The 14,825-nt window shown below is 38.0% G+C and carries 20 protein-coding genes; 10 read left to right on the top strand and 10 right to left on the bottom strand.

Annotation, left to right across the window (positions count from 1 at the left end; translation table 11 throughout):
- Positions 1-60: 60 nt before the first annotated feature.
- The 5 genes from G4407_RS06830 to G4407_RS06810 form a co-directional block, all read right to left on the bottom strand.
- A complete protein-coding gene (locus G4407_RS06830) occupies positions 61-966 on the bottom strand; it encodes a sensor histidine kinase (RefSeq protein WP_055066700.1) in 906 nt (301 codons plus the stop codon).
- A gap of 4 nt (positions 967-970) precedes the next feature.
- Complete coding sequence (locus G4407_RS06825; RefSeq protein ID WP_008707461.1) at positions 971-1,645, bottom strand: response regulator transcription factor; 675 nt, start codon at positions 1,643-1,645, stop codon at positions 971-973.
- A 227-nt stretch (positions 1,646-1,872) separates the two neighbouring features.
- A complete protein-coding gene (locus G4407_RS06820; protein ID WP_020994096.1) occupies positions 1,873-2,112 on the bottom strand; it encodes a DUF6061 family protein in 240 nt (79 codons plus the stop codon).
- 297 nt (positions 2,113-2,409) lie between these two features.
- Positions 2,410-3,144, bottom strand: a complete 735-nt coding sequence (locus G4407_RS06815; RefSeq protein WP_173688243.1) for a MerR family transcriptional regulator — start codon at positions 3,142-3,144, stop codon at positions 2,410-2,412.
- Between the two features lie 171 nt (positions 3,145-3,315).
- Entirely contained in the window at positions 3,316-3,591 is a 276-nt protein-coding gene (locus G4407_RS06810; protein WP_243269444.1) for a hypothetical protein, read from the bottom strand.
- 271 nt (positions 3,592-3,862) lie between these two features.
- Between G4407_RS06810 and G4407_RS06805 the strand changes: the two genes are divergently transcribed.
- The 4 genes from G4407_RS06805 to G4407_RS06790 all read left to right on the top strand — a co-directional run bounded on the left by G4407_RS06805 (position 3,863) and on the right by G4407_RS06790 (position 8,739).
- On the top strand, positions 3,863-4,552 hold the full coding sequence (locus tag G4407_RS06805; protein ID WP_201856663.1) for a response regulator transcription factor: 690 nt from the start codon (positions 3,863-3,865) through the stop codon (positions 4,550-4,552).
- Positions 4,549-5,580, top strand: a complete 1,032-nt coding sequence (locus tag G4407_RS06800; RefSeq protein WP_173688241.1) for a sensor histidine kinase — start codon at positions 4,549-4,551, stop codon at positions 5,578-5,580. The genes G4407_RS06805 and G4407_RS06800 overlap by 4 nt, the downstream gene beginning before the upstream one ends.
- Before the next feature lie 151 nt (positions 5,581-5,731).
- Positions 5,732-6,397, top strand: a complete 666-nt coding sequence (locus G4407_RS06795; RefSeq protein WP_173688240.1) for an ABC transporter ATP-binding protein — start codon at positions 5,732-5,734, stop codon at positions 6,395-6,397.
- A 14-nt stretch (positions 6,398-6,411) separates the two neighbouring features.
- Positions 6,412-8,739, top strand: coding sequence for an ABC transporter permease (locus G4407_RS06790; protein WP_173688239.1), 2,328 nt, complete (start codon positions 6,412-6,414; stop codon positions 8,737-8,739).
- Between the two features lie 42 nt (positions 8,740-8,781).
- On the opposite strand, the gene G4407_RS06785 is transcribed toward G4407_RS06790, so the two are convergent.
- Both G4407_RS06785 and G4407_RS06780 read right to left on the bottom strand, forming a co-directional pair.
- Positions 8,782-9,213 carry a GNAT family N-acetyltransferase gene (locus tag G4407_RS06785; protein ID WP_173688238.1) on the bottom strand — a complete coding sequence of 144 codons (432 nt, stop codon included), beginning with the start codon at positions 9,211-9,213 and terminating at the stop codon, positions 8,782-8,784.
- On the bottom strand, positions 9,210-9,410 hold the full coding sequence (locus G4407_RS06780) for a hypothetical protein (protein ID WP_015541494.1): 201 nt from the start codon (positions 9,408-9,410) through the stop codon (positions 9,210-9,212). Before G4407_RS06780 ends, G4407_RS06785 begins: the two co-directional genes overlap by 4 nt.
- A 185-nt stretch (positions 9,411-9,595) precedes the next feature.
- Between G4407_RS06780 and G4407_RS06775 the strand changes: the two genes are divergently transcribed.
- From G4407_RS06775 to G4407_RS06750, 6 genes are read left to right on the top strand one after another with little or no spacing between them, the layout of a single operon-like run.
- Positions 9,596-9,982, top strand: coding sequence for a plasmid mobilization protein (locus G4407_RS06775; RefSeq protein WP_118700682.1), 387 nt, complete (start codon positions 9,596-9,598; stop codon positions 9,980-9,982).
- Complete coding sequence (locus tag G4407_RS06770) at positions 9,960-11,513, top strand: relaxase/mobilization nuclease domain-containing protein (protein WP_173688237.1); 1,554 nt, start codon at positions 9,960-9,962, stop codon at positions 11,511-11,513. Before G4407_RS06775 ends, G4407_RS06770 begins: the two co-directional genes overlap by 23 nt.
- A 29-nt stretch (positions 11,514-11,542) precedes the next feature.
- Positions 11,543-11,869, top strand: a complete 327-nt coding sequence (locus G4407_RS06765; RefSeq protein ID WP_173688236.1) for a hypothetical protein — start codon at positions 11,543-11,545, stop codon at positions 11,867-11,869.
- Positions 11,856-12,635, top strand: coding sequence for an FAD-dependent thymidylate synthase (locus tag G4407_RS06760; protein ID WP_118700680.1), 780 nt, complete (start codon positions 11,856-11,858; stop codon positions 12,633-12,635). The genes G4407_RS06765 and G4407_RS06760 overlap by 14 nt, the downstream gene beginning before the upstream one ends.
- Positions 12,625-13,038 carry a dUTP diphosphatase gene (locus G4407_RS06755; RefSeq protein ID WP_118001296.1) on the top strand — a complete coding sequence of 138 codons (414 nt, stop codon included), beginning with the start codon at positions 12,625-12,627 and terminating at the stop codon, positions 13,036-13,038. Before G4407_RS06760 ends, G4407_RS06755 begins: the two co-directional genes overlap by 11 nt.
- Positions 13,039-13,042: 4 nt before the next feature.
- On the top strand, positions 13,043-13,321 hold the full coding sequence (locus G4407_RS06750; protein ID WP_118001297.1) for a helix-turn-helix domain-containing protein: 279 nt from the start codon (positions 13,043-13,045) through the stop codon (positions 13,319-13,321).
- A gap of 130 nt (positions 13,322-13,451) precedes the next feature.
- Here the strand turns inward: G4407_RS06750 and G4407_RS06745 are convergent, their stop codons facing one another.
- From G4407_RS06745 to G4407_RS06735, 3 genes are all read right to left on the bottom strand, one after another.
- Positions 13,452-13,880 (bottom strand): hypothetical protein, encoded by a 429-nt coding sequence (locus G4407_RS06745; RefSeq protein ID WP_003864549.1) that lies wholly within the window; start codon positions 13,878-13,880, stop codon positions 13,452-13,454.
- 115 nt (positions 13,881-13,995) lie between these two features.
- On the bottom strand, positions 13,996-14,310 hold the full coding sequence (locus tag G4407_RS06740; RefSeq protein ID WP_003864550.1) for a helix-turn-helix domain-containing protein: 315 nt from the start codon (positions 14,308-14,310) through the stop codon (positions 13,996-13,998).
- A gap of 224 nt (positions 14,311-14,534) precedes the next feature.
- Positions 14,535-14,825 (bottom strand): molecular chaperone, encoded by a 291-nt coding sequence (locus G4407_RS06735; RefSeq protein ID WP_118001299.1) that lies wholly within the window; start codon positions 14,823-14,825, stop codon positions 14,535-14,537.

The raw sequence follows: 14,825 nt of genomic DNA, 5'->3' as shown, positions 1-14,825 counted from the left end.
TCTTTTCTTGATACATCCAGTATAACTGCCGTATCTTGCAATTTCTTTACAAACGGATGATTAGTTCTTACAGTTTTGTAAGAACACAGAAAAACAGCTTCCCTTTCCATACTCGGAATCTACCGTCATATATCCTTTTTCTTTTTCCAAAATCAGATTAGAAAGATACAAACCAATCCCAGAACCTTCCATATTCTCAACTTCTGGGCTTCTATAAAATCGTTTGAATATATCGGTCATTTCCTCCTGCCGGATACCACGCCCATTATCTGCAATCTGAATCTCTGTGTATAAATCATAACTTTTTACACAAATGGAAATAGTTCCTCCTCTATCGGTGTACTTAACAGCATTTTCCAACAAATTTACAAATACTTCTGCTGTCCATTTTCGATTATGATACAGTAATCTGTCCTCAAATGGTTCCAATGTAAAGTTGATTTCCTTTTTTTCCAGTTTCTCATAAAGCGTATCTACTGCGTCTAAAATCGTCTGCTTGATCCCTATTGCTTTTCCTTCAAAGCCATCAATATTTTGCTCCAATTTTACCATCTTCGATAAAGACTCCACAATCCAACTCAGCTTGTCAATCTGTCGTTGCATTTTTTCAGAAAACAATGTTTTCCGTTCTGATGTAATTTCCTCTTTACTTAAGATTTCTGCATAGAGAGAAATATTCGCTAAGGGCGTTTTTAATTGATGAGACATATTAGATACCAGACTTTTCACCTGCTCTTTTTCTTGTTCGGCACTATTCACGTGATTATCAAGCACTTCCTGTATCTGCTTGATTTTACTGACAAGGGCAGAATATTCTCCTTCTTCCACATCAGAAGCTGCAATCATTTCCCGATTTAACACACTGTCCAGCAAACGGTCAATCAGGCGATATGTTTTTCTTTTTTGATATATGCTATATCCAATCGACAAACACAAAAGCACTGCTAAAAGTATCGTAATCCACATCTCTTTATTCCTTCCAGATATATCCGATTCCATGAACTGTTTGAATCCATTTTGGTTTCGATACATCATCCTCTATCTTTGTACGAAGCCTGCTGATATTCACAGACACCGTATTGTTATCTACATATTTTCCATCACTATCCCATATCTTCTCTAAAATCTGCTCCTTAGAAAGGATATGATTCTTATTTTCAATCAAATACACCAACAGACGGTATTCCAATTTGCTAAGAGAGATTTCTGAACCTCTTTTATATACTTTACAAGTACTCTGGTCTATGCTTAATGAACCTGTAACAATCTTTGTACTTTCAGATTTTTCTTGAAGTATCCGCTTCATTCTTGCTTTTAATACACCCAGAGAAAATGGTTTTGACAAGTAATCATTTACCCCTAATTCTAAAGCCTTTATCTCATCCATTTCTGTATCACGAGCAGTCAGCATAATGATTGGGATATTGCTGTAGCTACGAACTTCTTTACAGAGTTCAAAGCCCGTTCCGTCCGGCAGGTTACAATCCAAAAATACAATATCATAACCACCGTTTGCGATTTCTTGTAAACCATCCTTTTTTGTCCCTGTCTCTGTCACATCATATCCATCACCAGAAAAGGAGAAGGAAAGTCCCTCTCTCAAATCAACATCATCTTCAACTATTAGAATTTTATATTTTTCCATCATGTATTTCCTTTATTGCTTCATATCAAATTACTGCTTTTTACTTCATATTTCATTATACAGTAACCACCCTCGTTGTAAAGCAAAAAGCAAGCCATTTCAGACTTGCTTTCCACCATACAGTTTTAAAAATTAAACTCTATTGTAAAATGCGTATTAGCAATCATCTTGCATCTTAAGAACCCTCAAGAAATGAGATAGATCTACAACAATATTTCACTTCTTGCTTAATAAAGTTCTAATGAATCTTCTGCATCCACCCACATCTGTAAATTGCCATCAAGATATAATCTTGCATATTCCAAAGGCTCATCCACAGCCAATGAAGTAAGCGCACATTCTGATCCATATGTGGTTTTTAAATTTTTTTCAGCTTCCCAGCAATCAATGCGAAGCATATATCCGGCACTTGTGTAAACATCAATACTATCGTGGTTTATGTTGTATTCTGCATAAATTGTTCTCATCGTATCTTATCTCCATTTTCTTTTGATAATCAGTTATAAAGTTAAATATCGAAAACATTTCAATCAGTTCACCATGTCGTTATTGTTATATGTTATATTGTGTTATGAAATTTTCTTTCCCTTAATTTTTCCCATATTAAGGTTCATAAAAACCAATGGGAGAATGTAACACAAGGGAAAGAGTAAGGGAAAGTTCACTTGCTACAAACTTAGTATTTTCAAGGGTTTGCGAAGAATTTGATAATCAAATATAACAGTTATTAAATTTCCTAAAATATGTGAAATATCAACTGGAATTTACATTCTGCTCATATAAAATATATCAATAGCTTTACTTGCAAACTCTGCTGTGCCAACTCCTCCAACATCATCAATATTTTCCGTAAGTTCTCCTCCACCGGCATACATTCTTCCAAGACCGCATAAAATCTTATCAGAACATGTATAAAAATGATCTGTAATGTAATCCTGAAGTTTCCTTACCTGCAACTGCACCTGTTCATCTTCTGGGTCCATTTCTTTCATTTGTCCGAATTCAACAAATAATTGCATAAACTCATTTGCAACAGTAGCTTCATCGTCTTTCGTCCAGTTCTTTGTTTTCTCTTCAAACTCCTTATACTCAGAGGTTTGTCCCCATTGTTCTTTTGCTCGTTTAGAATACTCATCAATCTTTGTTGTATCAAATACTTTAAAATCCATATATTTCACTCCTATTCCTTTTATTCCTCGAGCGAAACTAATAAGATTTTCAAGATGCTCTTTTTTCATAGTTAGCAATTCAATCTGCTGCTCTAATGCTTTGTTCCTGTCAAAGTTAGGGGCATCAATTATCTTTTTAATCTCCTTAAGCGGAAATTCCAATTCTTTAAACAGTAAAATTTGTTGCAGCCTTTCCAAGGATGTATCGTCATACAACCTATAACCTGACTCTGTATATTCAATAGGTTTTAAGAGACCAATGGTATCATAATACTGCAGAGTGCGTATACTCACTCCTGTTAATTTACTTACCTCATTCACTGTCATCATTGTCATTTCCTCCTCTCGATAAACATATCGTAAACTATTACGTTGCGTAGGAGTCAATAGTTTTTCAAAGAAATTTTCAAAATTAACAGCTTGATAAATTCTAATTTTCCAATTTAACAAACTTGAATTTCTGGATGAGTATAATATGCGGAAAATAAACTTAACTCCATCTTAAATATAGTGCTGAGTTTCACTGCCATTCTTTAACACCATTTTCACCACACCGAGCAATGCTGCAAACAAAACACCAGCAACCGGCCATACAATCCATGTAATATCCCAGCTCATCGTCCAGAAGCTCCATGCAAGGTAAATCGCTGTAGTCAAGCACCAATATACACCAGAAAACGTGTCAGTCTTTTTCTTAAACAGTTTTTCTTCTTTTGTATATTCGCCTTCCTGAAGAAGGGTATCGTAACTGCTTTTTACCATCCCAACACGAACCAACAGATTCACTCCTATTGCAAGTATGAATAGCAGCAATCCAACGGAAAGGCCGCAACTAGTTAAAGATACCACACCAAATATGATGAACCCACGCTTATACACTACCAGCTATAATAAGCCGTAAGGACAGCAATTTGACACTGCTGTCCTTTCTTTTATAAAATTGCAGTACACAGAAAAAAGCTGTAAAATGAAAAATATATTTGTCCTTGTAACAATTCTCGGACATTTGCCTGTTATATTATCTGCAAAAAGAAAAGGAAGTGACAATATGAAGCAGATTTTAATTGTCGAAGACGATAATCTTTTGAATAAAACGCTTACTTATAATTTGGAATTGGACGGTTACACAATAACTTCTGTTCTGAATGCAAGGACAGCCGCTGAATCATTAAAAACAAACATTTTTGATTTGGTATTGCTGGATATAAATTTACCAGACGGAAATGGTTATGACCTATGCCGTCTTATCAAGCCAGAGCATCCTGATACAGTAGTTATATTTCTAACTGCCAACGATCAGGAAAGCGATCAGATACAAGGATATGAAGCTGGTGCAGTGGATTATATCACGAAACCTTTTTCGATTAGTGCTTTGCAGCGAAAGATCAAAGCCATGTTCGCTATGTTGGAACATCACAAACCAGCTAAGGATATTTACGAGGATGGTAGCCTGTTTCTGGATTTTTCGGAACAATTTGCAAGTTTGAACGGGAAACCATTAGCGCTTTCTGCGATGGAATATAAAATGCTGAACCTATTTCTTAAAAATCCGAAGCAGGTACTTACCCGCCAACAACTTTTGGAAAGGCTGTGGGACATTGATGAAAAATATGTAGATGAACATACCCTTACTACTTCTATCAGCCGCGTTCGCAGTAAGATTGAAGCGGATGGCGACACATATATCAAAACGGTTTACGGTATGGGTTATCAATGGACAGGAGGCGAAAAGAAATGAAACTGAATAACCTTTCTGCTAAGAAAATTTGTAGACTGATTAGTGCTGGCATGGTTTTCTCTATGCTGGTAATTACTGGTATTTTCGGCGGTATAATGCAGGATACACGAATTTTCATAGCGGGTGGAACATTGACACTCTGTGCATTTTTCTGGATTTGGCTATTGGTGCTGTTTTTTGGAAAACGCCTTTCTCATCTTACTTCTAATTTGTGCCGGACGCTGGACAACATGATTGATGGAAGCGAGGAATTACAAAAGTCAAATGATAGTGAAACTCTTTTTGCCCGTATCAACCACCGCTTAATCCGGTTGTATGAGATTATGCAGAAAAACCGACACAAGGTAGACATGGAACGACAGGAGCTTCAAATGCTGATTTCTGATATTTCGCATCAAGTAAAAACGCCTGTCAGCAATTTGCAAATGGTAACGGACACACTTTTAACAAAGCCTGTTTCAGAAGAAGAACGGATGGACTTTTTACAAGGCATACGCAGTCAGACTGATAAACTGGATTTTCTGTTCCAAGCACTGGTTAAAACATCCCGGTTGGAAACCGGAGCGATACGATTAGAAAAGAAAGACAGCAGCTTATTCCATACGCTTGCACAAGCCATGAGCAGTATTGTATATGCCGCAGAGAAAAAAGAAATTGCTGTATCCGTGGATTGCCCGGAAAATTTGATAATCTCCCATGATAGCAAGTGGACAAGCGAAGCCCTTTTCAATCTGCTGGACAATGCAGTAAAATACACTCCGTCAGGTGGAAAGATTTCTGTATCAGTGGTTCAGTGGGAAATGTACGTAGAGGTCAAAGTGACCGACACCGGCAAGGGCATTTCAGAAAGCAATCAGGCTGCCATCTTCCGGCGCTTCTATCGTGAGGAAGAAGTACACGATCAACAGGGTGTAGGAATAGGTTTGTATTTGGCTCGTGAGATTGTAACAAGGCAAGGGGGCTATATCAAGGTCGTTTCAGAGCTGGGGCAAGGCTCAGAATTTTCTATTATGCTTCCTGTAAGGTAAGATATAACCACTTTTTTTGAAATGTCCGAGCGTTGTAACATTTCACCCTGATTTTCGATAAAAATTTTTTCTATCTCGGACATTTGTGTAACATTTGTGGTTTACAATGGCTTTATCAACAGATAGAAAGCCTTGAAAGGAGCATTTGAATATGAGCATTTTACAAACAATCGACTTAAAGAAGTATTACGGCACAGAACCAAATATTACTCGTGCCCTTAATGGTGTAAATTTTACTGTGGAACAGGGAGAATTTGTTGCCGTAGTTGGAACTTCCGGCAGCGGTAAGTCTACATTGCTTCACATGATGGGAGGACTTGATACCCCCACTTCCGGCAGCGTGATTGTACGGGGAGAAGAACTCGCAAAAAAGAATGATGATGAATTGACAATTTTCCGCCGTCGTAACATCGGATTTATCTTCCAAAATTATAATCTGGTTCCGATTTTGAATGTATATGAAAATATCGTCCTGCCTGTGGAACTGGATGGCGATACAGTAGACCAGAAATTTATGGACGAAGTTGTGTATATGTTGGCTTTAGAAAATAAACTGGAAAATATGCCGAACAATCTTTCAGGCGGTCAACAGCAACGTGTAGCGATTGCACGAGCTTTAATTACGAAGCCTGCGATTATCCTTGCTGATGAACCGACCGGAAATCTTGATAGCAAGACCAGTGCAGATGTGTTAGGGCTTTTGAAGCGTACCAGCGGAGAATTTAATCAGACCATTGTAATGATTACTCACAACAACGAGATCGCTCAACTCGCAGACCGCATTGTACGGATTGAAGATGGTAAAATTGTTGGCTAAAGGAGGTGGGAATTATGAATTATCCTTTTGAAAATGATACCAGTGCAGTAATTAAAAAATTAGCACGAAAAAGTGTGCGTTTTGATAAGAAGAAAAACTTATTTTGCCTTTCGGCAATTATTGTAGCCGTTGCTATGATAATGATGTCGTTGCTCACAGTGCAAAATATCATTTATCAAAATCAGAAAGAAATCGAAGGATTACATCAAGGGATTTTCTTTGACATTACGCAGGACAGTAAAGAAAAGTTGTTAGCAAACGAAGAAGTAAAAAGTGTAGGACTTTCCTGTAATATCAAAACAGTGAAAGAAAATTCTAAAGAACTGTCTCTGATTTATTATGATGATGACATGCTTAGTTTGATTCCTGCCTTTGACGGAAAATATCCAGAGAAAGCAAGTGAAATTGCTGTTACAGATGCCTTTTTTGCCAGTGAAAATAAGTCTCCGGAAATCAACGCCATAGTTCAGTTGAATCTGGATGGTACTTTGAAGAATTATACTATTGTTGGTATTTACCATGATAAAACTTCTACCGCTTATCCTGTTTTTGTTTCACTTGAAAAATGCCGGGAATTACGTGGAAATGACCTGCTTAATGGATATGTTTGGCTTGAAAATGCAGATACCCTTACAAAAGACGAAGCAACAGAAATATTATCTCAAATTTCAGAGGAGACTGGACTGAATAATTGGACAGTCAGCAGTTACTATGATTATGTAAATACAACTTTGTCCTTCAGTAATTATGCGGTATATGGTGTAGTTGCTGCCATTTTGTTTTTAGCTGCCGCACTTGTAATTTACAGCATTTTCTATATTTCGGTTGGACAAAAAGTTGCTGAGTTCGGACAGCTTCGGACAATAGGGGCAAGTAAAAAGCAAATTTATAAAATAGTTCTTAAACAGGGTTATATGCTTGCAGTTCCGGGGATTTTAATTGGTAGTATCATGGGAACAATCATCAGCTATTGTCTGCAATCAAAAGGCTGGTCAGTATTTGCATTTATTGTTTCTCTATGTGGCGCATGCCTTTTTGGAATACTGCTTGTTTATATTAGTGTTCGTAAACCAGCAAAAATTGCAGCGAATACTTCTCCAATTTCCGCCCTGAAAAATCCAGTGGGAATTGTAAATTACCGCACTCACAAAAGACATCGTATTACGCCTGTATATTTAGCGAAAATCAGCTTTTCCAGAAACAGAAAAAAATCTCTATTGACCATTTTATCATTGGGACTGTGCGGAGTTATATTTTTCCTTGCAGCAAGTTATCAGAGTTCTTTTAATGCCGAGAGTATGGCTCGTTATTGGGATATGAAGTACGGAGATTTCAAAATCAGCATTGATTTAGAAAACGAAAGTGAAAATTTGGATGCTCTCTTGCAGAAAGAATATTTTTCTGATTATGTAAAGCGTGTTGGAGATATAGAGGGAGTTAGCAATATATTTACTTATGCTACCGTACCAGTTGATTTCTCAACAGACAATGATATTTCAGATAGCACCTTGATGCTCGGCTATAATGAAAAGGATTTGGCGTCGCTAAATGCAGCGGTTTTGTCTGGAAATATTACTGATGATACAGAATTAGTTGTAAGTGATCCCGAACGTATTTATGATGTTTACCATTGGAAACCTCAAATTGGGGATACTGTGACCTTTAATTTCAAAAATCATAGTGGTAAAACAATAACAAAAGCATTCAAAATTGGTGCAATCACTTCCAGCAATGATGGAATGGGTGGCTATATTTTCAGAATGCCGGAAAATATGCTCAAAGAACTTGCAGGTTATGACTGTACATACGCAATCGAAATACAAGCAGAAGCTGAATATCAGGAGATAATCGAGCAAGAACTCAAATTACTCGTTTCTGACAATAGGGATGTTCGCTTACAAACCCTTCAAGATTTTATTGTAGAACACCAATCAGACAATCGTGCAGGTTTTACATTAGCTTATGCGATTGCAGCCATCTTGTGGATATTTGCGGTCATCAATCAAATCAATCTTACTGTGACAAATCTTTTATCACAGAAACAGGAAATGGGCACACTAAAATCTATTGGTATGACAAATAAGCAGTTGGAGCAAGAATTTATGATGGAAGGTCTTTTTACTACTTTGATTGCATTGCTTATAACTGCTGTTGTTGGAATCCCCGGCGGATATGCAATCGGTATATTTTTGAAAAATGCAGGCATGTCTACGGGATTTGTATTTCCGGTTGTTGCTTTTACTCTTTTTGCTGTTGCTATGTTTATGCTTGAAAGTTTGATGACAATATTGCTTATTCATTCATGGAAGAAGCAATCTGTTATTGCAATAATGCGAAATTGACGATAGAAAGTTTTTCATATCTCGGTCAGCTCAACAATTACATTACTCTGCTGATACAGCCAGTCCGTAAATTCTTTCGGGCTGGCTGTTCCTGTTTTTACAGCCTTTTTTCTCTGCAATGAACCCTTCTCTTTGGTAAAAAGAAATTGCTCTGGCATTCTTCTGGTATACATTTAATCGTAAGCTAACTTTTTTATCCTTAACATAATCTAATAAAAGCTTACCTATGCCACATGACTGCATTTCATCGGAGACAAAAATACCTTCTATATATTTATCATTTAGTCCTACAAATCCTTGTATCATTTTATCTGCTTCAAACACATAAACTTCGTATTGTGACATCATTTCTTTTACTAATTCATAATTACTTTTCCAGTATTGATTGGAAATAAAATAATGTGCTTTCAGATTTGTCTTTAACCATATGTCAGCAACTCTATTGATATCTCCGTTCAGCAACTTTCTAATCATAACAAATATTCTCCACAACTACATCCTTTATGCATTTTCTCTTTTTTCCATTCTATCACAAGCTCACCATTAATCATCAATTTTTTGATATTTTTTCTTTTCCCCCACTGTAAAACAGCCTCTGAGCGTTTCGTTATATAGAGGGATACAAATAAGAGCAAGATCCACCCATGTTTAACAGTATTGCCGTTTGGCATCCTGTTCTCCTATGGGATTTATCTTGATGGGGATCTCCCCATACCCTCTCAATAACAGACGTTTCACTCGTCTGTTGGTTCCACCTAAAGGTGTTCACAGCACTATTTCTAATATCGGAAGGGACAGCCGATATTGAAATACGTGGACTCCCGGCGGGAGGAATAGTCTCAGCGGAAGGAGGAGTATGAGAACAGAAAACAAAGATAAAGAACTGAATCACAGACATTTTATAGGATTACGTCTTACAGATGTCGAACTGGATTTATTAGACCAAGGTGCAGCTTGTTTGTCCATTAGTCGATCAGAATATCTGAGAAAACTACTACTTGAGAAGCAAATCAATCATCAGATTGAAGTTGTTGCAGACATGAATGATCTCAGAAAACTGGTCAGTGAATATGGAAAAATTGGATCGAATCTCAATCAGATCGCCAAGCATTTTAACAGTGGTGGCAGTCAGTCACGTGCTATAGAAAACGAAATCCATCAGTGTATCACGGACTTATTCCTATTGAGAAAAGAGGTACTGAAACTGGCAGGTGGTATGAATGGCAATCGTAAAACACATTAAAAGCAGAAATGCTAATTACTCGGCTGCTATCAATTACCTTCTGTTTGAACATGATGAAAAAACCGGGAAAAAGATTGTAGATGAATCCGGTCGAAGCATCTTGCGAAAAGAGTTTTATATGGATGGGCTGAACTGTGATCCGATGTCTTTTGACAAAGAATGCGAACTGACAAATGCTCATTTTCATAAGAATAAGAAACGTGAAGATATCAAAAGTCATCACTACATTATCAGCTACGATCCAGCCGATGTTACAGAAAACGGTCTTACCGGAAAGAGAGCACAGGCAATCAGTTTGGAACTTGCAAAGCAGATGTTTCCCGGATATCAGGCACTGGTAGTTACTCACACCGATGGCCACAATGAATCCGGAAATATCCATACTCACATCGTTATCAACAGTGTGCGAAAGACTGCAGTGGAAAGGCAGCCATATATGGATAAACCACATGAGGAAGCCGCCGGTTACAAGCATCGTTCCACTGATAAATTCATGAGCACTTTTAAGAAAATTGTCATGGATCGGTGCCGACAGGAAGGACTTCACCAGATAGATCTTCTTGCTCCAGCTGAAAGAAAAATCACTCAGAAAGAGTATATGGCACAGAAACATGGTCAGCAAAAATTTGATGAGATCAATCAGAAAATCATCGAAGATGGTCTCAAACCAACATCCACCGTGTTCCTTACACAGAAGGAATATTTGCGAAATGCGATTAATGAATGTGCTGCCACTTCCAATAGTTTTGATGAATTCCAATCCAAACTTCTGGAACAATTTCAGATTTCTGTAATTGAGCATCGTGGCAGATACAGCTATCTTCATCCTGATCGACAGAAGAGGATCACTGAACGTGCACTTGGAACACGATATGGAAAAGCACACCTGGAACAGACCTTCTTACGCAAGGATCCACTGACCATTCTCTACGTCAGAGCTCACCTGCGCCTGGTTGTAAATCTCCAGACAAATGTGAAAGCAATGCAGAGTCCGGCTTATGCTCATCGGGTAAAACTTTCTAACCTGCAGCAAATGGCAAATACCATTATCTATGTGCAGGAGCATGGATTTGATACACAGTCAGATCTGAAAAACACATTGCTTGCATCAAAGCAGGAACTGGCTGAACTGCAGACACAGTTTACTCAGCATCGATCTAATCTAAGAATCCTAAACGAGCAAATTCGTTATACCGGACAATACTATGCAAATAAGGAAGTTTATTCCCAGTTTTCAAAAGCAAAGTACAAAGGAAAGTACCGGAAAGAACATGCGAAGGAAATTCAGAAATATGAAGAAGCCAGAGATTGGCTGAGATCCTTTTATCAGGATGGAAAGATGACAAGCCTAAAAACCCTGACTTTACAAAAAGAAAAACTGCAACAGCAGATAGCTTCCGAAGAAGAAGCAATAAGCAGCTTGAAAGAAAAATTAAAAGATCTGGACACTGCCGATCAGAATGTTGATGCCATTCTTCAGATGCAGATTCCAGAACCAGTGAAATCAAAAACCAAAGATCTCGAACGATAACTATTACAAAACAAAGGAGGAACTATCACATGACACAAGAAGAATTTAATGTTGTATTTGAACTTCAGATGAGAAAGTGTGCCGATATTCTGGCACATAAAAAGAAAGAATATACCGGTGATAATATTGACCGCCTCAGTGCATTCAAGATTGCTGCCGCTTTACAAAACTGCGATCCAAAAGCAGCACTGGCCGGTATGATGTCGAAACATGTCGTATCCCTTTACGATATGTGTTATTCCACTCTGTTACATTTTGACATGGAACAGTGGGATGAAAAAATCACAGACTGCATCAATTATCTGATCCTTTTAAAAGCTCTGGTAAAGGAGGAACAGACCTATGGATCACATTGAAACAGCTATCTTAAACTGCTATGGAATCCGGGAAGCAGAACAGAATATGGTCTTTGCTGCCAGACTCACACAACACGGTCATACGATCCAGAACATGGCAGATCTGATGGATCTTTACCGTCAATCCTACAGTCAGAAGACTGTAGAAAACATTGCAGGGCTTCCGCATCCAACCGTGCAGAAATTCATGGTCATTACCGTAGCTGTTGTTGGTGCAAGCAGACGCTTCCTGGCACAGATCACAAGACATCAGAACGAAGTAAAGTACATGAGTGCATCTCTGCAGTACAGCAATTATTCCGGTCATGCTGCATTTGCTATTCCATATGGAATCATGAAAGCAGATAAAGAAATCCAGGATATTTACAAGAAAAGCTGTCAGTCAGATCTGGATCATTATGCAGAGCTTTGTGCCTTAGGCATTGATCATGATTCAGCCGGATATGCCACACCTCAGGGACTTCGAAACGTACTGATCATCAGCGCGACACCTTACCAGTGGAAGCATATGATTGGCCAAAGAACCTGCCGAAGAAATACGGATGAAACAAGGATTGTGATGCTACAGATCTGGCAAAGATTGTACAAATTAAGCCCAATCCTTTTTGCACCGGATCTTACCGGTCCATTCTGTCAGAGAGGAAGCTGCATGGAAAAACAGATGTCCTGCCAGAATCCTATTTCAAAGCTTTGGATACCGTCAGATATCTTAAAAGCAGATTATCCATTGCTCATCAGGAAGGAGGTGAGCAGCCATAAAGATTAAACTGATTGACTTTGGTCTGAAAGCAGATCATCATCCCTTCCGGCCACATGAAAATGATGCCGGTGCGGATGTATTCATGCCTTATGATTGCGTATTAAAGCCAGGCGAAGTTGCGAGAATTCCGCTTGGATTTGGTCTCATCATCCCGGATGGATTTGCCGGATATGTCTTTCCACGAAGCAGCATGGCTGCAAAAGGACTGGTATGCGAACTTCCACCGATTGACTCCGGTTACCGTGGTGAGATCCATGCCATTATCAGCAACGTGAGCACATCTTCTCAGATCATTCATAAAGACACACGCGTCGGTCAGCTGGTGATCACACCGGTTGTGATTGCAGACTTTGTCCTGGATCTCGGTGAAGAACGAGGAACTGGGGCTTTTGGAAGCACAGGAGAATAATACTATGATTACATTTGGAAGAAAATTAAAACACTTAAGACAGAAAAATCATCTCACCCAGAAAGAACTTGGCATGGCTGTTGGATTTCCCGACAGCTGTGCTGATGTCCGGATTGCTCAGTATGAAAGCGATGTCCGAACACCAAAAGAGGATCTTATGAAAATCTTTGCATCAACACTCGGTGTTCCGGTTGAACTCTTTACTGTACCGGTACTCTCAGAACCTAGGGAATATGAGGCGGCGGAGTATTGGAGGTATGAGTTAGGGGCGGAACTAGATTAATTGTCATAATACTGATATGAGGCAACGGATTTTCCGCTGCCTCGCTTTTATCATTTTGAGGGTAATTGAAAATATCCTCCTGTGTTGAGCAATCCTCTTTTTCTGCGCTTTATCTGCATATCTATATATTTCATTTTATTTCTGTTCCATCGATAAAAAGCACATATTTATCCGGATTATGAACAATATCATAATCTTTTCCATATTCAATCGGTCTAAATTCTATCTGCATAATGGATTTTCCATTTTCGATATCTTCTTTCCAAGAATATACGGTCATATCAAGGCTGGTTGCATATCCATGATCTGTAGAAAATTTTATTGAATGAAATGAATTCTCTTTGTACATTTTTAAAAGCAGTCTTGTAAATGCTTCTTTATCAGAAATATTTTTTCTGTTAGCAACTACTGTAAGATTCTCATCTCTATTCATAGAAAAACTGCCAACTACATCTGGCTCACCTTCTTTATGCTTTAATAAGCTTTTCCCAATTATCATTCCAACAATAATCGAAAAAACGATAGCAACAAATACAAGTGTTATATTTTTTTTCTTCATTTTATCAAGTTCCTTAGAATTATATATAAGTCTTTAGAACTACTATATCATATTTTCACGTTAAACCAAATAAAAAAGAAGAGCAATTAGCCCTTCCATCTTCTTATTCACGTATTTATTCCACCAATGCTCTCACTGCATTGATAATTCTCTGTTGCTTTTCTTTAGGTAGTTTCTCTATCATTTCAGATAATTCATTCGTAACGCCGCTAACCGAATGTGTCACAACATCAATCAATAGTGTATCTGCTGAAACATCTAATGCATTTGCAATCGCAATAAAAGTATCAAGTTTTGTTACTTTCAGTCCTCTCTCTATAACACTTACATGAGTTGGACTCAAGTTTACCAGTGCTGCCAATTCTTCTTGTGTAAGATTCTTAGCTTCCCTTGCAGCTTTTATTCTCTGACCAACCGCCTTTAAATCCATTGTGACACCTCCTTTAGAACGATAATTCGGTCTAAAATTAGTATAACGATTGATCTTTAAAACATACAGAATCTACAGATTGTCAACTTGTTCTTTAGAACTATTTTAAATTAAAAAGGCCCAAAAGGGCACTTTCCCTTTTGAGCCTATACACTTTATCAGCTAACGTATTTTGCTTTCATTTTTTCTCATGGTCATGAGGCTTTTTTCTCTTAAATCGCATTCTATGAATCCTTCGATTGCTCTTTCTGTTCTTCAATAATTCGTTCGGTTGCTTTATGAATTCTATCCTTGGAATAAGGTGGTCTTAAATTCAATGATAACCGCCCTTTTTTAATCATATACGTTTCACTACCATCCTCCGAAGATCCTTTCAACCAGCAATCATCCGGATACTTCTCCGCAAAAGACCTCAACCGTTTCTGCAAGTTCTGATTGAAGGTATACACATCATAGAATCCATCATCTTCATTAGTCAGAATAATCGTTTCTTTTTCACACTTTAACCTTCGCAT

This window comes from Allocoprococcus comes (assembly GCF_013300725.1).
Lineage (GTDB): Bacteria > Bacillota > Clostridia > Lachnospirales > Lachnospiraceae > Allocoprococcus > Allocoprococcus comes_A.
This window is presented reverse-complemented; position numbering and strand designations above follow the sequence as displayed.